Origin of the sequence: Bradyrhizobium sp. WSM1417 (assembly GCF_000515415.1) — a bacterium.
Classification (GTDB): domain Bacteria; phylum Pseudomonadota; class Alphaproteobacteria; order Rhizobiales; family Xanthobacteraceae; genus Bradyrhizobium.
In genome coordinates, this window is sequence record NZ_KI911783.1 from 1396651 (window position 1) to 1415844 (window position 19194).

Consider the following 19194-nt stretch of genomic DNA (forward strand, 5'->3'; position numbering starts at 1 on the left):
TGGCTCATACCGTATCATAGCGATACTCCATAAGCCCGGTTCGCGCTTTCAGGCCATTTAGTCCATCGGACAACGTGTAGTGTTCGGCCAGCGTACGAATGAACTCCAATAGATTGGCTTGAGCGGCGTTTAGTTCTTCGGCACGAGCGGAAATTGCCTCGGGCACCTTTGCGGCGGAGGTTTTGAAAATGTCATCCAGAAAGGCGTCCTTATCGATGTAGTTGTTGGCGGCTAGGGTTTCGATTGCGGCCAATTGCAGAGGGTGCATGCGTTCGAACAGGAGGGGTGGATCGGGTTGCTCGCCGTACGGCGTAAGGTGCGCGTACTCTTCAGAGAGTTTTTTGAAGTGTTGGTGGCTTTGCGCAAGTCGAATCAAGCGAATTCGAAATGGGAATAGCAGGTAGAAATCCAGAATTCGAACGTGGTCGATGGGAAGAGGCCCTGCGACTTTCAAAAGCGGTAACAAGCGTATAAGCCGGAATACGGCGTGAAATGGATCGAGCGAGGGTTGAAACACAAGCTGGCTCATTTGTGCCACCGCACGAAGCACTGCTCGGCCAGCCAGTAGACCATGCCAAGGGCCGTGTTGTGATCTATTTCAAAGACGCTGGCTCCGCATTCGCTGACGGTCGGTTCGACAATTAGTTCGTTCACGAGCGAGTTTACCTGCGCAACTCCCAAGACTGGAATTTGAGGCAAGATAATATCGTTGAAGTGCCGCTCTGCTCGCGCAAGAAGATAGACAAAGATCTGCTGGGCAGATGCGTAGAGGGACCACTGATGAAGAAGTTTGACGAACATCTCCTTCATTTCGATGGCATCGTAGTAGTTAGCCTCGCGGCCGGCATATTTCAGCTTAGCTTCAAGGCCTACGACTCCATCGAGAGCTTTATTCCGGTGATATCTCTGCAGCTTCTCGATTGTGTTTTGTGCCCTTTGATCGTTCTTTAGTTCCTCATCCAGTCTCTGTAATAGTTGCTCAACGATTCCGGCAGCCCGTGGGGCCGATCTCTCACTCAAGTTGTTAGTGATGTTATAGATGTCGCGTCCGGCAATATGGCCTTCCGCCGTGGCATTGGATTGGTCAACCGAAACAGCAACTGTTCCGCCATGCTCAATCGGCATTTGGGCGACTCATCGTCGGTTATTGATCGTGGTGTTGTCACGCCCGGCAAGATTGCCTCCTGCGCGTGCCCCACTCTGGTCAACTATTGATCCAGCTCCTGAGAGTTGGTTCTTGCGCGACATGCGCAAAGTTAGCCACGATCCGCCAGCACCCCCGGCCACGAGGCCGCCGATGAACGCTCCAATCTCCTTTGCATGATTGAGCAAGAAATCGATCACGTTTCCCCCGCAATGCAATTAATGGAATCAGCGACACAACCCAGAGTATGATTCTTGATTATCTTATCGCGGGACGGAATCCATCAAATAATGCCGATTAGCCACTCAATCTTTCGGCTGATAAGGCGCACCGCACAAAAAACGGCCGGATCTTCCGATCCGGCCGCAATGCAAAACTCTTCCGGCTAACCCTACGCCTCGCGACGCAAGCCCTCGCCCAATTCGAAAATTCTTAGCTCGCCTTCTTCGCCGGCGCGGGGGTCGGGCCGACCTTCTTCTGGATGGCGCGCTTCAGCTCGAGGGCGCGGGGCGACAGCACGGCGGCCTTGGCCTTGAGCAGGAAGGGATCGAGGCCGCCATTGTGGTCGACGCTCTTGATCGCGTTGGTGGAGACGCGCAGGCGCACGTTGCGGCCCAGCGCTTCGCTGATGAAGGTCACGTTGACCAGGTTCGGCAGGAAGCGGCGCTTGGTCTTGATGTTGGAGTGGCTGACCGTGTGGCCGACCTGGGGGCCCTTGGCCGTCAATTCGCAGCGGCGAGACATGGCAAAATCCTCAATCTTTCCCAACGATGTGCGGCCGCCATTCGGGGCGCCACGGGCAAATTCTCTGTCCTTGCAGGGAGCGGGCGGACGTATAGGGGGGAAGCGGCGGGACGTCAAGGTTTTGGCTGCTGCTTTCGCCTCTCCCCGCCTTCGGGGAGAGGCCGGAATGCGCGCGATCAGCGCGGATTCCGGGTGAGGGGGAGCCTCCGCGAAGGCGCTGCGGGTTTGAGTATACTCAATTCTCACCTCCTCCGGGGAGAGCCCCCCTCACCCCGACCCTCTCCCCGCAAGCGGGGCGAGGGGGAAGAGGTGGCGGGGTGAGGTGCGCGCTTCTGACCCGCCCCGATCACCAAAACGGCAATGATTATCGCGCCTTACCATCACATAAAGGGCGTATTCACGCCCGAAGAGTCCGGTGGAGTTCCGGACGCGGAGTGGCCCGGACGCATTGCTTGGCGCGGTTTTTGACTTAAGTAACAACCGTTCGCGCCCCGATTGGATTGTTTCGTGCTCACAACGCCTCATCTTGCGCCCGACTTGCGCTCAGCGGAGCGGCGCGCAAGGAATCCACGCGCAAGTCATCCGCGCTCTGCCGGCGGCTGGGTCATGGCGGCCCTGTTCGGGCTGGTTTTGGCGTGGGCGGCGGAGCCCGCGGCGGCGCAAGGCAAGCTCGAGGCGCAATACGAGGCGACGCTGGCGGGCATTCCGGTCGGCAAGGGCGCCTGGAACATCGACATCCAGGACGACGTGTTCGCGGCCGCGGCCTCCGGCGGCACCTCGGGGCTGCTGAAATCCTTCGCGGGCGGGTCCGGCACCGGCGCCTCGCAAGGGCGTGTGGTCAACGGCGCGCTGGTCGCGACCGGCTACCAGGCCTCCACCACCACTTCGAAGAAGACCGAAGAGATCCGCATCACGCTCGACAAGGGCAATGTGAAGGATTTTGCGATTCTGCCGGAGCCGCCGGTCGATCCCGACCGCATCGTCGTCACCGACGCGCATCGCCGCGGCGTCTGGGACCCGATGACGGCCTCGCTGGTGCGCGTATCCGGCACCGGCGACGTGCTGTCGGCGGACGCCTGCCACGGCAGCGCCGCCGTGTTCGACGGCCGCATGCGCTACGAGCTCAAGCTCGATTTCAAGCGCATGGAGAACGTCAAGGCGGAGAAGGGCTATCACGGCCAGGTCGTGGTCTGCTCGCTCTATTTCGTGCCCATCGCCGGCTACATCCCCGACCGTCCCGTGATCAAATATCTCGCCGCCCAGCGCAACATCGAGGTCGCGTTCGCGCCGATCGCCGGCACGCGCATCCTGGTCCCGTTCTGGCTGAAAGTGCCGACCCCGCTCGGGCCGGCCATGCTGGAGGCGACGAGCTTCATCACCAGCGCCCAGCCGCCCAAGGTCGCGAAGACGCAGTAGGCCGGGCGTCCCGCGCCGACCTACCCTTTTTAGCAAAAATAAACGTGAATGATTTCAACGACATGCCTACTGTGCATGGGGTTGTTTTCGCGCTTTTTGTTTGGAGGGGGGCGAGAACCTGGAATCCGTTTGACTCCTCCCCGATTCTGATTCGACTCCGCGCCGTCCCCAGCTTTAACGATTCCGCCACCGAAACGTCGCTTGTGCGGCGGGGCAAAACTCCATCTAGTGCAAACCCAATAAGCCTCCCGCGACATCTTGCGTGAACGGAACAGGACTCAAGGGGGAGTCACCGATTCGGCCGCGATTCGTTCTCAACTCGTTCCGAAGCTTAAAGCCAACGGGAAAAGCGTCGCAAAGTGAGACAGTTGCGCGGGATTTGGGAAGCTCTCTCGTCCCCCTCGCCCCGTTCTTACGGGGAGAGGGTTGGGGTGAGGGGCTGCTGCCACGGAAGCGGTGACAGACGGACTCGCGGAGAGTCCCCCTCACCCGGCGCTTCGCGCCGACCTCTCCCCGCAAGCGGGGCGAGGTGACTTCCAGGCCCTTCGCGCCACCGCCCCAAAACAGCACTGACATTCGCCCCAATCGCCATTACCTAATCCCCCAGATGCCTTTTTCCTCCTCCCCCTTCGCTTCCGAGCGGCTTCCCGGCGCCGGCGTCACTGCGGTGCTTGGTCCCACCAACACCGGCAAGACCCATCTCGCCATCGAGCGGATGCTCGCGCATCCCTCCGGCATGATCGGGCTGCCGCTGCGCCTGCTGGCGCGCGAGGTCTACAACAAGATCGCCGCGCGGGTCGGGCCCGATGCCGTCGCGCTCGTGACCGGCGAGGAGAAGATCAAGCCGAAAGCGCCGCGCTATTGGGTCTCGACCGTCGAGGCGATGCCGCGCGATCTCGACGTCTCGTTCCTCGCCGTCGACGAGGTGCAGATCGCGTCCGATCTGGAACGCGGCCACGTCTTCACCGATCGCATCCTCAACCGCCGCGGCCGCGACGAGACGCTGCTGCTCGGTGCTGCCACCATGCGTCCGATCATCGAGCGGCTGCTGCCCGGCGTCTCCATGATCACGCGGCCGCGTTTGTCGCAGCTGGAATTCGCCGGCGACCGCAAGATCACGCGGCAGCCGCGCCGCACCGCCATCGTCGCCTTCTCGGCCGACGAGGTCTACGCCATCGCCGAGCTGATCCGCCGCCAGCACGGCGGTGCCGCCGTGGTGCTGGGCTCGCTGTCGCCGCGCACCCGCAACGCGCAGGTCGCGATGTTCCAGAACGGCGAGGTCGATTACCTCGTCGCCACCGATGCCGTCGGCATGGGCCTCAATCTCGACGTCGACCACGTCGCCTTTGCCTCCGACCGCAAGTTCGACGGCTACCAGTTCCGCCGCCTGACGCCGTCCGAATTCGGCCAGATCGCCGGCCGCGCCGGCCGCGCCACCCGCAACGGCACCTTCGGCACCACCGGCCGCTGCGCGCCGTTCGAGCCCGAGCTCGTCAACACGCTGCAGAACCACACCTTCGATCCCGTGAAGGTTTTGCAATGGCGCAATTCGAAGCTGGATTTTGCTTCCCTCGGCGCGCTCCAGGTGTCGCTGAACCTGGCCCCCGGCCACGACGCGCTGACCCGCGCGCCCATCGCCGAAGACATGCGCGTGCTCGACCACGCCGCCCGCGACGCCGAGGTGCGCGATGTCGCACATGGCAAGGATGCGGTGGAACGGCTGTGGGAGGCCTGCCAGGTCCCGGATTATCGAAAGCTGTCGCCGGCCGCCCATGCGGAGCTCGTCACCACGCTCTACGGCTTCCTGATGCGGAAGGGCTGCATCCCCGACGCCTGGTTCAGGACCCAGATCGACCAGGCCGACCGCGTCGACGGCGATATCGACACGCTGTCGGCCCGGATCGCGCAGATTCGCACCTGGACCTTCGTCGCCAACCGCCCCGACTGGCTGAAAGACCCCGAACGCTGGCAGGGGATCGCCCGCGAGGTCGAAAATAAATTATCGGATGCGCTCCATGAACGCTTGACTGAGCGTTTCGTTGATCGCCGGACCAGTGTATTGATGCGCCGCCTGCGGGAGAACACGAGCTTGAATACGGAAATCGGCAAGACCGGCGAAGTCATCGTCGAAGGCCATGTCATCGGCCGCCTCGATGGCTTCACCTTTGCACCGGATGCGGCGGAAGCCGGCTCCGATGCGAAAGCGTTGCAGGCTGCAGCGCAGGCCGTGCTCGCCGGCGAGATCAACGCGCGCGCCGAAAAACTGGGCAATGCGCCGGACGAGCAGTTCGTGCTGACCTCGGAAGGCATCATCCGCTGGACCGGCGACGCCGTGGCGCGGCTGTCTGCCGCAGAGGACGCGCTGCATCCGCGCATCCGCATCATCTCCGACGAACGCCTCACGGGCGCCCCCCGCGACAAGGTGCAGGCCCGGCTCGAGCTCTGGCTCAAGACGCACATCGAAAAGCTGCTCGGGCCGCTGTTCGAGCTCAGCAAGGCCGAGGACGTCACCGGCATCGCCCGCGGCATCGCCTATCAGCTCGTCGAGGCGCTCGGCGTGCTGGAGCGCCCGAAGATCGCCAACGAGCTGAAGGACCTCGACCAGCCCTCGCGCGCGACCTTGCGCAAATACGGCGTCCGCTTCGGCGCCTATCACCTCTATTTCCCCGGCCTGCTCAAGCCGGCCGGGCGCGCGCTGGCCGCGCTACTCTGGGCGCTGAAGCAGGACAATGTCGATCCCTCCGCGCTGTCGGGCGCGCAGCATCTGGCGAGCTCGGGCCGCACCTCGTTCCCGGTCGACAAGCAGCTGCCGCGCGATGCCTATCGCGTGCTCGGCTACAAGCAGGCCGGCGAGCGCGCCGTGCGCGTCGATATCCTCGAGCGCCTGGCCGACCTGATCCGTCCGGCGCTGGCCTGGCGCGAGAACGCGTCCGGCGAAAAGCCCGCCGGTGCATTCGACGGCCGCAGCTTCGTGGTGACGCAGGCGATGACCTCGCTCACCGGTTCGGCCGGCGAGGATTTTGCGTCGGTGCTGCGTGCGCTCGGCTATCGCATGGACAAGCGCCCGCCGTTGCCGGCGAAGCCCGCCGCGGTTGTTGCCGAGACGCCTGTTGCTGAAGCCTCCAGCGAAGAGACACCCGCAACCGAAACGCCGGTCGAGGACGCCGCCGCGCCCGCGGACACCGCGATCGAAGCCGCCGCCGAGCCTGTGACCGTCGAAGACGCGCCCGGCATGGAGCAGCATGACGAGCCCGCGCCTGAAGAGCCGGCGCTCGAAGCGTCCGTCACACCGGAAGACGCTCCCGGCATCGCGCCGCCTGCGGAAGAGGCTGCGGCACCCATTGAAGCTGCTGAAACCGCTCCCGCTGAAGCTGTCCCCGCCGAAACCGCGCCTGCCGAAACTGCTGCAACCGAAGCCGCTGCGTCGGCAGATGCGGCAGCACCCGTGGAAGCCGCGGCCACGCCCGCCGAGCCCGAGCTCATCGAGGTCTGGCGTCCCGCCGGCCGTCACGACGATCGCAAGCCGCGCCACGAGCGCCACCGCAACCAGCGTCACCAGCCGCGTCCGCAGGCGGCTGCTGAAGCCGGCGCTGCGCCTGCCGAAGGCGAAGCCGCGCCTGCCGCCGACGGCGAGAAGCGCGGTGAGCGTCATCGCCATGGCGGCGGTCATCGTCGCGATTCTGGTCGCGATGGTGGCAGGGATTTCCGCAAGCCGCGCGAAGGCGGCGCCGAAGCCGCGCCGCGTCCCGAGGGACGCGACGACAAGAACCGCCGCTTCGAGGCCAAGAATGGCGGCAACAAGGACCGCGACAACAAGGATCGCAACAAGGGCAAGTTCGGTGGCGGCGATCGCGACAAGGGCCGCGACAACCGTGGCCGCGACCGCGACAAGGGCCGCGACCGCCAGGGCGGGCCGTCGTTGCGTCCCTACGCATCGAGCACCACCCCGCGCGAGCGCGATCGCCCGGTCGATCCGAACTCGCCCTTCGCGAAACTCGCTGCGCTAAAGGAGCAGCTGTCAGGGCGTAAGGAGTGAGCCCACGACCGAGCGGCAGCGCATCGACAAATGGCTATGGCACGCGCGGGTGGTGAAGGCGCGCACCTCCGCTGCCGAGCTTGTCGAGTCCGGCCATGTCCGCGTCAACGGCGCACGCGAGAAGTCGCCGGGGCATGCGATCAAGATCGGCGACGTGCTCACCGTCGCGCTCGATCGCACCGTGCGCGTCTTGAGAGTCATCGCCTTCAACGAGCGCCGCGGCGATGCCGCCTCGGCCCGTGTGCTCTACGAAGAGCTCAGCGAAGGCCATCCGAATTCTCAGCGCAATTAATTGCGTTTTGAATTCATTTCTTGGTCGATCAAGCGCATAAAGCCGTCATGATCGGCCGTTCCTGAGCTTGCGGCGCCGGGCCATCCGCGCTACGCAAGCCGCGACTTTTAAAAGAGCTTTTCGGAGCGTTGGATGACTTACGTCGTCACTGAAGCGTGCATCAAGTGCAAGTACACCGACTGCGTCGAGGTCTGCCCGGTCGACTGTTTCTACGAGGGCGAGAACATGCTCGTCATCCATCCTGACGAGTGCATCGATTGCGGCGTGTGCGAGCCGGAATGTCCCGCCGATGCCATCAAGCCTGACACGGAACCGGGCCTGGAAAAGTGGCTCACGGTCAACGCCGACTACGCCAAGAGCTGGCCGAACATCACCCAGAAGAAAGAATCACCTGCCGACGCCAAGGATTTCGACGGCATGGAGGGCAAGTTCGACAAGTATTTCTCGGCGAACCCCGGCTCCGGCGACTAATTCGGGTCAAACTTAACCCTATTAGCGGCGTTATCGCCGAAAACCAGCCCTTAAGACCCCTAAATCATTGATTTTTGCGGGAAATGTGCTATATTGGGCACATTGAGCCGAACCCTGGTTAGCCCCGTCGGCCCCATTGGGTTCCCGTGAAACCAAATGTCGAACAGGGGCGTGGCAGTTTCCGCGCGCAGGCTGTGTCACAGAAAACGCGTAAAAAGAGTACTTCAGCGAAGGCTTCCCATAAGGACGCCAAGAAAGTCGCCGCGGCCAGCCGTAGCGCATCCAAGGGTCGGACCGCGACGAAGGCGCCGGCTGCAAAGTCCTCGAAGAACAAAAGAAGCGCAATGCCTAACAAGACTGCCAAGCCGGCCGCGAAAGCGACCGTTGCCAAGCCTGTTGCCGCCAAGCCTGCCGCCAAGCCCGCTGTTGCAAAGACGCCCGCTGCCAAGGCTCCCGCTGCCAAGCCCGCCGCGCCGAAGGCTCCTGTTGCTGCTGCTCCCGCCAAGGCTCCTGTCGCTGCCGCCAAGCCGGCCGTCAAGCCCGCGGCTGTTGCGCCGAAGGTCGAGGAAAAGAAGGTCGTGACCCAGCGTCAGGGCTTCAAGGCCAACGAATTCGTCGTTTATCCCGCTCACGGCGTCGGCCAGATCCTGGCCATCGAGGAGCAGGAGATCGCCGGCGCGAAGCTCGAGCTGTTCGTCATCAACTTCATCAAGGACAAGATGACGCTGCGCGTGCCGACCGCCAAGGTCGCCAATGTCGGCATGCGCAAGCTGTCGGAGCCCGCGCTGGTGAAGCGTGCGCTCGAGACCCTCAAGGGCCGTGCCCGCGTCAAGCGCACCATGTGGTCGCGCCGCGCGCAGGAATACGAAGCGAAGATCAATTCGGGCGACATCGTCGCGATCGCGGAAGTCGTGCGCGACCTCTATCGCTCCGAGTCGCAGCCGGAACAGTCCTACAGCGAACGCCAGCTCTATGAAGCCGCGCTCGACCGTCTCTCCCGCGAGATCGCGGTGGTGCAGCACTCGACCGAGACCGAAGCGGTCAAGGAGATCGAGGCCCAGCTCGCCAAGAGCCCGCGCCGCACCGGCGCCAAGTCCGAAGCCGCCGAAGGCGAGGCCGATGCGGACGCCGAGGGCGATAGCGACGAGACCGATGGCGGCGCCACGGTCGCCGACGAGGCCGCGTAAGCCTCTCGCGCGTTCATCGCAACAGATCAAAAGCCCGGCCGGTTGGCCGGGTTTTTTGTTTTGGAGACGCTGATCGCTCTGGTTCGGGGACGGTCAGCGGGCCGAATTTCTTTGAGCCTATGCGATCCTAAACGGGATCAAACCCGCGATGCGCTTCCCGAAGCGCCGCGCCCGGTCTCGCGGCCGTCTCCACCCGCGCTAGTCGCAACCGTCGACCACCAGGCGCCCAACGCATCGATCAACGGCACCAAGGTGTGGCCGGCGGCGGTCAGATCGTACTCGACCCTCAACGGGTATCCGTCGAATTCCGTGCGGGTCACGATTCCGGCGTCCTCCAGTTTGCGAAGCTCGAGGGCGAGCATCCTGTGCGAGATGGTCGGATTGTCCCGACGCAAGTCGCTGAACCGTTTGGTGCCCTGCTTCAAATAGTAGATCAGAAGCGTAGGCCACCGGCCGCTCAGGACCTGCATCACTTCCTCGATGGGACATCTCGAAACGAGGTCTTTCATCGGCGGACTCCAGGTTACAAAAATGTTCGCAATTTACTTGATGGAGCGAGCGACTAGGGTTCGGGACCGCTGCGCAGCGTGATCATCAGAAATCACGGAGAATAGATCGATGGACCCCATCCTACTCTACGGCTTCCCGATGGGAAGCTCCATCGGACTCGTTGCAGCTCTTGAATGGCTTGGCAGGCCATATCGCCTGTGTCGCGTCGACATGCTGGGCGAGATGCTGAGCCCGTCATACGCCAGGATCAATCCGGGACACGAGACGCCTGCACTCATCACGGACCAGGGCGATGTGCTGACGGAAACCATGGCGATCGCGGCTTGGCTCGAAGCCAGGGATACCGAACGGCGCATAAGCTTTGATCAGTTGTCGCCGAAAGCCGATCGCATGCATCAGCTGATGGCGTTCGTGAATACCGGTTTCACCGGCGCGTTCGCGCCGCTTTGGGTCGCAATGGAAGGCGTGGCGATGGACGACGCCATGCGCTCGGCCTTGCGGGAGTTCGGAAGGAGAAAGGTGATCGAACGTCACGACAAGCTCGAAGCCATGATCGAGCCGGCGAGGTTCCTGCTCGCCGACCGGCCGACCCTCGCCGACGCCTTGCTGGCAGGTGTGGCGCGCTGGCTCGACTTCCACGCCATCGCGGACAGGAGCCGCTGGCCAAAGCTGTCGGCGCTGCGCCAACAACTCGAGGCCAATCCCGGGGTCATCTACGCCACCGCTGTGGAGAGCGGGAGCAATGATCCGGGAGCAGGATCGTGTGCAGGCCATATCGCGCTGGCCGACGTCATCGCGCGATATGGCAAGCAAGCCTAACCAGCGGAGAGGAGGAGCGGCTTCGATCCGCTCCTCCCTACTTCACCGGCCGCTTCTCGAGCTTCCGCGCCAGCGTACGCCGGTGCATTCCGAGCCGTCTTGCGGCTTCCGAGATGTTGAAATCGGTCTCGATCAGGGTCTGGTGAATGCGTTCCCATTCCAGCGTCTTGATCGATGTCGGCCGGGCGTCGAGCGCGACCTCGGCATTGCCTGCGGCCTTGTTGAAGGCGGCTTCGATGTCGTCGGTGTTCGACGGTTTGGCGAGATAGTGGCATGCGCCGAGCTTGATGGCTTCGACCGCGGTGGAGATGCTGGCAAAACCCGTCAGCACCACGATCAGCATCTCCGGATCGTGCGTGTGCAAGAGCTCGACGCAGGCCAGTCCCGAGGCGCCGCCGAGCTTGAGGTCGACGACGGCATAGCCGAACGATCGCTCCTCCAGAACTTTCCGCACCTCCTCGATCGAGGCGGCGAGCACGACCTCGTAGTCGCGGCGCTCGAACGAACGTTTCAGGGTGCGGGCGAAGCCGGCATCGTCCTCGACGACGATGAGCGAACGGTCAGGCGTCAAAGCTGCCTCCGATCGCGAGCGTTGCGAGCGGCAGCGTGAGGCGGACCGTGGCGCCGCGCTTCCTGTGGTTCTCGGCGGTCACGCTGCCCCCTAACTTGCGCACCACGTTCACCACCAGGAACAGGCCGAGCCCGCCGCCGGCGCGGCCCTTGCTCGACTGATAGGGTTTTCCGATTTGGGCCAGCATCTCGGGCGCGAAGCCGGGGCCGCGATCGCTGATCGACAGTACGAGATGATCGCCCTCGCGCCCGGCAACGAGCTCGACCCAGTCGCGCGAGACCTCGTAGGCGTTGTCGAGCACGTTGAAGATCACCTGCTTTAGCGCGACGTCCGAGACGATTGCGACGTCTTCGCCGAAGGTGTTGACGAAATACAGCGTGCGCGCCGAGCGCGCGTCGCGCCACTCTTCCACCAGCGCGGTGACGAAAGCCGCCACCGTCGTCGGCGACGATCCTTCGCCGCGGGCTTCGCCCGCCGACACCAGGATGCCCGTCACGATCGACTTGCAGCGTTGCAGTGACGTCTCCATCTCCGCCAGGTCCTCGGCCAGCTCCTGATCGGCGGCGAGGTCGGGCATGCGGCGCCAGTCGCCGAGGATGACCGAGAGCGAGGCGAGCGGCGTGCCGAGCTCGTGCGCCGCGCCGGAGGCGAGCAGGCCCATGCGCACGATATGATCCTGCTCGGCGGCATGCTGGCGCAGCGCCGCCAGATGCGCGTCGCGCTCGCGCAAATTCCTGTTGATGCGGGTGACGAATACCACCAGCAGCACGGCGTTGAGCACGAAGCCCAGCAGCATGCCGGCAACCGTGAGCGTGTAGGTCTCGCTCAGCGGGTTCGGCGGCAGATCGAGCGGCCGGTAGGCCACGGTCAGCCAGACGAAGCTCGCACAGGTCAGCGCGACCAGCGACCAGGTCGAGCGGCCATCGAGCAGCACCGCGCCCAGCGTCACCTGGAGCAGGAACAGCGAGGTGAAGGGATTGGTGGCGCCGCCGCTGAGATAAAGCTGCGCGGTCAGCGCGGCGACGTCCAGCATGAGGGCGACCAGCAGCTCGTTGTTGGTGATCGCGGCGCGATGGCGCACCCAGACCAGGCTGGAGATATTGAGAAATATCAGGGCGCCGATCACCGCGCCCATCCGGGTGAGCGGCAGGGGAATGCCGAGCCAGACATGCACGCCGCCGATGGTCACGATCTGGCCGACCACTGCGGTCCAGCGCAGCTGGATCAGCAGCGCCATGTTCTTGCGGTTGGTCTCGTCGTCGGTCGGCGCAGCGCCGATCAGCTCGCTGCGCGCGTCCGCCTGCGATTGCAGCGTGACGGCGTCATGCGTCCTTTCGTCAGGTGGGCTCGACGATCGTTCCAGCATCTGATCCCGTCCTGCGGGCGACAGCATCGGGGCCGCCGGCCGCTTCGTGGACGAAGCCGCTCCAGGGCTCCTTGCGACGGAACAGCCCGCCGCCGAATGTGACGATAAGTCTGCCGGTCAGCATGAACGCCAGGGCAAACCACGTCAGCGCGTAGATCAGGTGGTTATTGGGAAAGCTGATCACGGTCAATCCGCCGATTGGGCCGCCGCCGGATTGTGATCGAGCGCCGGCATCGATGAAAAAGGGCGCGACGTGATCGAGGCCGCGTGCCGCCGCAATCGCGGCAACATCCCGCGAGTACCAGCGATTGTGCTCCGGCACGTTGGTTCTGAGGAATCCGCCTTTTGGCTCCGTTACGCGCAACAGGCCGGTGATCTCGACCTGGCCTTGCGGATTGCCGTCCCGGCGCGTCGAGGCGTCGCGCCGGTCGGACGGCACGTAGCCACGGTTGACCAGGACCAGCGTGCCATCGCTACTCTGAAGCGGTGTCAGCACCCAATAGCCCGGGCCTTCTTCGGTGACGGCCTGAACCAGCGTCTCGCGGTCATGCAGGAACCGGCCGGTGACGCTGACGTGCCTGTATTCGTCGTTCGCGGCGGAGACGGTGGGCCATGTCGCCGGCGAGGGGATCGGCTGGGCCGGGGCATGAACGCGCTGCTCGACGCGATCGATCAGCGCCAGCTTCCAGGCGCGGCGCTCGACCTGCCAGACACCGAGCGCGATCAGAAGTGCAAAGGCCGTGAGGGAGAGGACCGTGAGCCATGAGGACGAGTGCGCAGCGTCGCGCCCGTTTGCCTTGCTGGTCACGGTCCCGGTCTCTGTCATTTCATGCCGGTCATCTGGTGGATCGGCATCATGTTGCTGTTGAGGTGGTTCATCACCCACAGCGAACCTGACAGGGCGATCACCACCATGACGATGGTGAAGATCAGAGCCATCATGCTCCAGCCGTTCTCGGAGGTCGTGTTCATGTGCAGGAAGTAGATCATGTGCACGACGATCTGCACGACCGCGAAGGCCATGATGACGAGCGCGGTGATCTGCTTGCTCGGAAGCGCGCCGCTCATCACCAGCCAGAACGGGATCGCGGTAAGCACGACCGAGAGCACGAAGCCGAGCATGTAGGTCGAGAACGAGCCGTGCGCATGGGCTTGGGCGTGGCTATCGCCGTGGTGATGATCGCCCGCATGGGCGGCGTGAATATCGGTGTTCATCGCAGAACTCCCAGCAGATAGACGAAGGTGAAGACGCCGATCCAGACCACGTCCAGGAAGTGCCAGAACATCGACAGGCACATCAGGCGGCGGCGATTGGCCTCGATCAGGCCGAACTTCCAGACCTGCACCATCAAGGTCACCAGCCAGATCAGGCCGCAGGAGACGTGCAGGCCGTGGGTGCCGACCAGGGTGAAGAAGGCGGACAGGAAGGCGCTGCGCTGCGGCGTCGCGCCCTCATGGATCATGTGGGCGAACTCGGACAGCTCGATGCCGATGAAGGCGGCGCCGAACAGCCCGGTGATCGCCAGCCAGATCTGGGTCTGCGCGATCTTGTTCTGCTGCATCGTCAGCATCGCAAAACCGTAGGTGATCGAGGACAGCAGCAGCATCGAGGTGTTGACCGCGACCAGCGGCAGCTCGAACAGATCCTTCGGCGCGGGACCGGCGGCGTAGTTGCCGCCGAGCACGCCGAAGGTGGCGAACAGGATCGCGAAGATGAGACAGTCGCTCATCAGATAGATCCAGAAGCCGAGCGAGGTGCTGTAGCCTTCCGGATGCGGGTGTTCGTCGGCGAGGTAGAACACCGGTTCGCCGGTTTGCGTGGGATTGACAGCGACAGTCATTTACTTGGCTCCGGCGAGCAGTTTGGTGCGCGCGTCTTCGGCCCGGATGACGTCCTCGGCCGGAATGTCGAAATCGCGGTGATAGTTGAAGGTGTGACCGATGCCGACGGCGAGCATCGCGATGAAGCTCGCGGCCGCCAGCCACCAGATGTACCAGATCAAACCGAATCCCATCGCGGTAGCGAAGCCGGCCAGGATGATGCCGGTGCCGGTGCTGCTGGGCATGTGGATCGGCTTGAACCCGGTGAGCGGGCGTTGATAACCGCGCCTCTTCATGTCCCACCACGCATCATTGTCGTGAACGACGGGAGTGAAAGCGAAGTTGTAGGCCGGCGGCGGCGAGGAGGTCGCCCATTCCAGCGTGCGCGCATCCCAGGGATCGCCGCTGACGTCCTTGAGCTGCTCGCGCCTGAGGAAGCTGACGGCGAACTGCATCAGCATCGAGAGGATGCCGAGGAAAACCAGGAAGGCACCAATGCCGGCGACGATGAACCAGATCTGCAGGCTCGGGTCGTCGAACACACGGAGCCGGCGGGTCACGCCCATCAGGCCGAGCACATAGAGCGGCATGAAGGCGAGATAGAAACCCGTGACCCAGAACCAGAACGACAGCTTGCCCCAGAACGGATCGAGCTTGAAGCCGAACGCCTTCGGGAACCAGTAGCCGATACCGGCGAACGCGCCGAACACCACGCCGCCGATGATCACGTTGTGGAAGTGCGCGATCAGGAACAGGCTGTTGTGCAGGACGAAGTCGGCCGGAGGCACCGCGAGCAGCACGCCGGTCATGCCGCCGAGCACGAAGGTCAGCATGAATGCGATCGTCCACATCATCGGCAGCTCGAAGCGGATGCGGCCGCGATACATCGTGAACAGCCAGTTGAACATCTTCGCGCCCGTCGGGATCGAGATGATCATCGTGGTGATGCCGAAGAAGGAGTTGACGCTGGCGCCCGACCCCATCGTGAAGAAGTGGTGCAGCCAGACCAGGTAGGACAGGATGGTGATGACCACCGTGGCGTAGACCATCGAGGTGTAGCCGAACAGCCGCTTGCCCGAGAAGGTCGAGGTCACTTCCGAGAAGATGCCGAAGGCGGGGAGAACCAGGATGTAGACCTCGGGATGACCCCAGATCCAGATCAGGTTCACGTACATCATCGGGCTGCCGCCGAAATCGTTGGTGAAGAAGTTGGTGCCGACGTAGCGGTCGAGCGAGAGCAGCGCGAGCACGACGGTCAAAACCGGAAAGGAAGCGACGATCAGCACGTTGGTGCAGAGCGCGGTCCAGGTGAACACCGGCATTCGCATCATGGTCATGCCCGGGCACCGCAGCTTGACGATGGTGCAGATCAGGTTGATGCCGGACAATGTCGTTCCGACGCCCGCGACCTGCAGCCCCCATATGTAATAGTCGACGCCGACATCCGGACTGTAGCCGATGTTCGACAACGGCGGATAAGCGAGCCAGCCGGTGCGGGCGAATTCGCCGATGAACAGCGAAGCCATCACCAGCACCGCGCCGCCGACCGTCATCCAGAAGCTGAAATTGTTCAGGAACGGGAACGACACGTCGCGCGCACCGATCTGGAGCGGCACGACGAAGTTCATCAGGCCGGTGACCAGCGGCATCGCCACGAAGAAGATCATGATCACGCCGTGGGCGGTGAAGACCTGGTCGTAGTGATGGGAATTGAGATAGCCCTCCGAACCGCCGAAGGCGAGCGCCTGCTGCAACCGCATCATCAGCGCGTCGGCGAAGCCGCGCAGCAGCATCACGATGCCGAGGATCATGTACATGATGCCGATGCGCTTGTGGTCGACGCTGGTGAACCACTCGCTCCAGAGATAACCCCAGACGCGGAAATAGGTCAGGCCGGCAACCATGATGAGGCCGCCGGTCGCAACCACGGCAAAGGTGCCGACGACGATCGGCTCGTGCAGGGGCAGCGATTCGAAGGTGAGCCGGCCGAAGATGAGCTTGAGAAGATCAGGAGACATGCGGGATCTCTTTACGAATCTGACTTCGGACGTTGTCCGAGGAAGAAGGACGAGGACTTCAGCGGCGTGAAACTCGGCCGCTTCAGGCCGACGCCGAGCAGCGGCGCGGTGTCGACAGGTGCCGTGATGGAGGCGGTGGTCCTGCCCTGCGGCGCCTCGGGCGTGCAGGTGCCGGCGACGAAGCTCGGCTCCGGCCCAAGCGCCGTGCCGCGGCGGGCGTACTTGTCGTAAGCCAGCGGCAGGGTGTTGTTCAGACCCTCATGGCCGAGACCGCCCTTGGCGTCGATCGCCATCATCTCGCTCTGGCACATCTTGCCGGTCTCGACGCACATGTTGAGGATCAGGCGGTAGAGATCGGAATCAACGGTGCCGTAGCGCCGCACCGGCTCGTTCTGGCTGGGTTTTTCGAGCTGGAGATATTCGGCGCGGCCGAGCGAGCCGCCGCCGGACTTGGCGCTGGCGACCCAGGCGTCAAAGCCCTTGTCGTCGAGGCCCTGGAAGTTGAAGTGCATGCCGGAGAAGCCGGCACCGCTGTAGTTCGCGGAAAAGCCCCGGTAGGTGCCGGCATGGTTCACGACGGCGTGGAGCTTGGTCTCCATGCCCGGCATCGCGTAGATCTGGCCGGCCAGCGCGGGGATGTAGAACGAGTTCATCACCGAGGACGCGGTGATGCGGAAGTTGATGGGGCGATCGACCGGAGCTGCCAGATCGTTGACGGTGGCGATGCCGTAGTCCGGATAGATAAAGAGCCACTTCCAGTCGAGTGCGACGACGTCGACCTCGAGCGGGGCCTTGGACTGGTCCACGGCGCGGTCGGCATGGATGCGGCCGAGCGTGCGATAGGGGTCGAGCAGATGCGTGCCCATCCAGGTCAGCGCGCCCAGGCAAACGATGATCAAGAGTGGCGCCGACCAGATCACCAGCTCGAGGCTGGTCGAGTGGTCCCATTCCGGCTCGTAACGGGCGTCGGTGTTGGACTGGCGGTAGCGCCAGGCGAACAGCACCGTCAGCGCCATCACGGGCACGACAATCAGGAGCATCAGGACGGTGGAGATGATGACGAGGTCGCGCTGTTGCGCTGCGATATCGCCGGCCGGCGCCAGCACGACGTAGTTGCAGCCGCTGAGCGCAACCGCCAGGGGTAGCAGCGCCAGGATCTTGAAACGGGACACGGGCCGAGCCTTATGAGAATGAGTTTCTTTTGCGGGGCCAAGGGGTAGCTGCGGCGCAGCAATCCGGACATTGGACAATTTGTCCAATGTTGCAGTGCGGGATGTTACGCCAGACAGGGCTAAATTGCCTGGCGCCTTGCCGGGCGGTCGGCTTTGGTTTTCAGGACGTTAAGGGCGCACGAATGGCGACGGCACAGACCCCCGCAATGGCAGACCACTCGGGCGAGCACGGCCACGACCAGGCCAGTCCCGGCGAGATCGCTATCGGCGTCATCATCGGCCGCACCTCGGAATTCTTCGACTTCTTCGTCTTTGCGATCGCCTCGGTGATCGTCTTCCCGCGCCTGGTGTTTCCGTTCACGAGCGAACTGACCGGCACCCTCTATTCCTTCATGATCTTCGCGCTGGCCTTCATGGCCCGGCCGATCGGCACCGTCATTTTCATGACGGTCGACCGCGGGTACGGCAAGACGGCCAAGCTGATCTCGGCGCTGTTCCTGCTCGGCACCGCCACCGTCGCGATCGCGTTCCTGCCCGGCTATCACGAGATCGGCGCTGCGGCGATCTGGCTGCTGGCGCTGGCGCGCATCGCACAGGGTCTGGCCTGGGGCGGCGCCTGGGACGGCATGGCCTCGCTGCTGGCGCTGAACGCGCCGCCTTCGCAGCGCGGCTGGTACGCGATGGTGCCGCAGCTTGGCGCGCCGCTCGGTCTGATCGTGGCGAGCGGGCTGTTCGCTTATTTCGCCGGAAATCTGTCGGCCGACGATTTCTTCGATTGGGGCTGGCGCTATCCGTTCTTCGTCGCCTTTGCCATCAACGTCGTGGCGCTGTTCGCGCGCCTGCGCATGGTGACGACGGAAGAATATGCCTCGCTGTTCGAGACCCGCGAATTGCAGCCCTCGCGCATCTCCGAGACGGTGGCGCGCGAAGGCCAGAACATCATGCTCGGTGCGTTCGCGCCGCTGGCGAGCTTCGCGCTGTTCCACATGGTCACGGTGTTTCCGCTGTCCTGGGTGTTCCTGTTCACCCGCGAAAGCCCGGTGCGCTTCCTGATCATCGAGATCGTCGCCGCCGTGTTCGGCGTCGGCGCGATCGTGCTCTCCGGCGTGATCGCCGACCGCGTCGGCCGCAAGTCGCTGCTGATGGGATCGGCGATCGCGATCGCGATCTACAGCGGCTTCGCCCCGCAACTGCTCGATGCCGGCGCGTTCGGCGAGACCATCTACATGGTGATCGGCTTCATCCTGCTCGGGCTGTCGTTCGGCCAGTCGTCGGGTGCGATCGCCTCGAACTTCAAGCAGGCCTATCGCTACACGGCCTCGGCGCTGACCTCCGACATGGCCTGGCTGTTCGGCGCCGGCTTTGCACCGCTGGTCGCCCTGTTGCTTGCGACCAATCTCGGCGTCATCGCTTCGGGTGCGTACCTGCTGTCAGGCGCGTTCTGGACATTGCTCGCGCTCTGGCTCAGCGGCCAGCGCGAGGCCGGAGATATGGACGCGGGCGGTTAGGGCTCATCCCAATGTCGTCCTGGCGAACGCCAGGACCCATTACCCCGACAGATTATGTTGCAGCCATGCTGGAGCAACCAGCGTGCCCATTCCGGTAATCTGTGATTATGGGTCCCGGA

18 protein-coding genes are annotated in these 19194 nt (G+C 63.7%); 7 read left to right on the forward strand and 11 right to left on the reverse strand.

The annotated features are described in order from the left end of the window. Window positions 1-4: 4 nt before the first annotated feature. The 3 genes from BRA1417_RS0106755 to rpmB all read right to left on the reverse strand — a co-directional run bounded on the left by BRA1417_RS0106755 (window position 5) and on the right by rpmB (window position 1888). The gene (locus tag BRA1417_RS0106755; RefSeq protein ID WP_027515175.1) at window positions 5-529 is read right to left on the reverse strand and encodes an ABC-three component system middle component 5; all 525 of its coding nucleotides are present in this window, start codon (window positions 527-529) and stop codon (window positions 5-7) included. Further along, window positions 526-1125 (reverse strand): ABC-three component system protein, encoded by a 600-nt coding sequence (locus BRA1417_RS0106760; RefSeq protein WP_027515176.1) that lies wholly within the window; start codon window positions 1123-1125, stop codon window positions 526-528. The genes BRA1417_RS0106755 and BRA1417_RS0106760 overlap by 4 nt, the downstream gene beginning before the upstream one ends. Before the next feature lie 451 nt (window positions 1126-1576). Next, window positions 1577-1888, reverse strand: coding sequence for a 50S ribosomal protein L28 (rpmB, locus tag BRA1417_RS0106765; RefSeq protein WP_007604603.1), 312 nt, complete (start codon window positions 1886-1888; stop codon window positions 1577-1579). A 606-nt stretch (window positions 1889-2494) separates the two neighbouring features. On the opposite strand from rpmB, the gene BRA1417_RS0106770 reads away from it, so the two are divergent. From BRA1417_RS0106770 to BRA1417_RS0106790, 5 genes are all read left to right on the forward strand, one after another. After that, entirely contained in the window at window positions 2495-3304 is an 810-nt protein-coding gene (locus tag BRA1417_RS0106770; protein WP_027515177.1) for a DUF3108 domain-containing protein, read from the forward strand. Between the two features lie 607 nt (window positions 3305-3911). Beyond that, window positions 3912-7340, forward strand: a complete 3429-nt coding sequence (locus BRA1417_RS0106775) for a helicase-related protein (RefSeq protein WP_027515178.1) — start codon at window positions 3912-3914, stop codon at window positions 7338-7340. A gap of 22 nt (window positions 7341-7362) precedes the next feature. Next, entirely contained in the window at window positions 7363-7632 is a 270-nt protein-coding gene (locus BRA1417_RS0106780; protein WP_084462124.1) for an RNA-binding S4 domain-containing protein, read from the forward strand. A 132-nt stretch (window positions 7633-7764) separates the two neighbouring features. Then, the gene (fdxA, locus tag BRA1417_RS0106785) at window positions 7765-8103 is read left to right on the forward strand and encodes a ferredoxin FdxA (protein WP_007599264.1); all 339 of its coding nucleotides are present in this window, start codon (window positions 7765-7767) and stop codon (window positions 8101-8103) included. Window positions 8104-8447: 344 nt separating this feature from the next. After that, on the forward strand, window positions 8448-9290 hold the full coding sequence (locus BRA1417_RS0106790) for a CarD family transcriptional regulator (protein ID WP_084462125.1): 843 nt from the start codon (window positions 8448-8450) through the stop codon (window positions 9288-9290). 137 nt (window positions 9291-9427) lie between these two features. Here BRA1417_RS0106790 and BRA1417_RS0106795 read toward each other — a convergent pair whose 3' ends face one another. Continuing rightward, window positions 9428-9799: a helix-turn-helix domain-containing protein gene (locus BRA1417_RS0106795; RefSeq protein ID WP_027515181.1), complete on the reverse strand. Its 372-nt coding sequence runs from the start codon at window positions 9797-9799 to the stop codon at window positions 9428-9430. A 109-nt stretch (window positions 9800-9908) separates the two neighbouring features. On the opposite strand from BRA1417_RS0106795, the gene BRA1417_RS0106800 reads away from it, so the two are divergent. After that, the gene (locus tag BRA1417_RS0106800) at window positions 9909-10619 is read left to right on the forward strand and encodes a glutathione S-transferase family protein (protein WP_027515182.1); all 711 of its coding nucleotides are present in this window, start codon (window positions 9909-9911) and stop codon (window positions 10617-10619) included. A 37-nt stretch (window positions 10620-10656) separates the two neighbouring features. Here the strand turns inward: BRA1417_RS0106800 and BRA1417_RS0106805 are convergent, their stop codons facing one another. The 7 genes from BRA1417_RS0106805 to cyoA are packed head-to-tail and all read right to left on the reverse strand — an operon-like array spanning window position 10657 to window position 17567. Continuing rightward, window positions 10657-11190 (reverse strand): response regulator transcription factor, encoded by a 534-nt coding sequence (locus BRA1417_RS0106805; RefSeq protein ID WP_027515183.1) that lies wholly within the window; start codon window positions 11188-11190, stop codon window positions 10657-10659. Beyond that, window positions 11180-12556: an ATP-binding protein gene (locus BRA1417_RS0106810; RefSeq protein WP_027515184.1), complete on the reverse strand. Its 1377-nt coding sequence runs from the start codon at window positions 12554-12556 to the stop codon at window positions 11180-11182. The genes BRA1417_RS0106805 and BRA1417_RS0106810 overlap by 11 nt, the downstream gene beginning before the upstream one ends. Continuing rightward, window positions 12528-13382, reverse strand: a complete 855-nt coding sequence (locus BRA1417_RS0106815) for an SURF1 family protein (protein ID WP_027515185.1) — start codon at window positions 13380-13382, stop codon at window positions 12528-12530. The genes BRA1417_RS0106810 and BRA1417_RS0106815 overlap by 29 nt, the downstream gene beginning before the upstream one ends. Beyond that, window positions 13379-13771, reverse strand: a complete 393-nt coding sequence (gene cyoD / locus BRA1417_RS0106820) for a cytochrome o ubiquinol oxidase subunit IV (protein ID WP_027515186.1) — start codon at window positions 13769-13771, stop codon at window positions 13379-13381. Before cyoD ends, BRA1417_RS0106815 begins: the two co-directional genes overlap by 4 nt. After that, window positions 13768-14397, reverse strand: coding sequence for a cytochrome o ubiquinol oxidase subunit III (gene cyoC / locus BRA1417_RS0106825; RefSeq protein ID WP_007599270.1), 630 nt, complete (start codon window positions 14395-14397; stop codon window positions 13768-13770). The genes cyoD and cyoC overlap by 4 nt, the downstream gene beginning before the upstream one ends. Then, window positions 14398-16395 carry a cytochrome o ubiquinol oxidase subunit I gene (gene cyoB, locus BRA1417_RS0106830; protein ID WP_027515187.1) on the reverse strand — a complete coding sequence of 666 codons (1998 nt, stop codon included), beginning with the start codon at window positions 16393-16395 and terminating at the stop codon, window positions 14398-14400. A gap of 11 nt (window positions 16396-16406) precedes the next feature. Next, entirely contained in the window at window positions 16407-17567 is a 1161-nt protein-coding gene (gene cyoA, locus BRA1417_RS0106835) for a ubiquinol oxidase subunit II (RefSeq protein WP_027515188.1), read from the reverse strand. Between the two features lie 182 nt (window positions 17568-17749). Between cyoA and BRA1417_RS0106840 the strand changes: the two genes are divergently transcribed. Then, on the forward strand, window positions 17750-19075 hold the full coding sequence (locus BRA1417_RS0106840; RefSeq protein WP_027515189.1) for an MFS transporter: 1326 nt from the start codon (window positions 17750-17752) through the stop codon (window positions 19073-19075). Window positions 19076-19194: the final 119 nt, after the last annotated feature.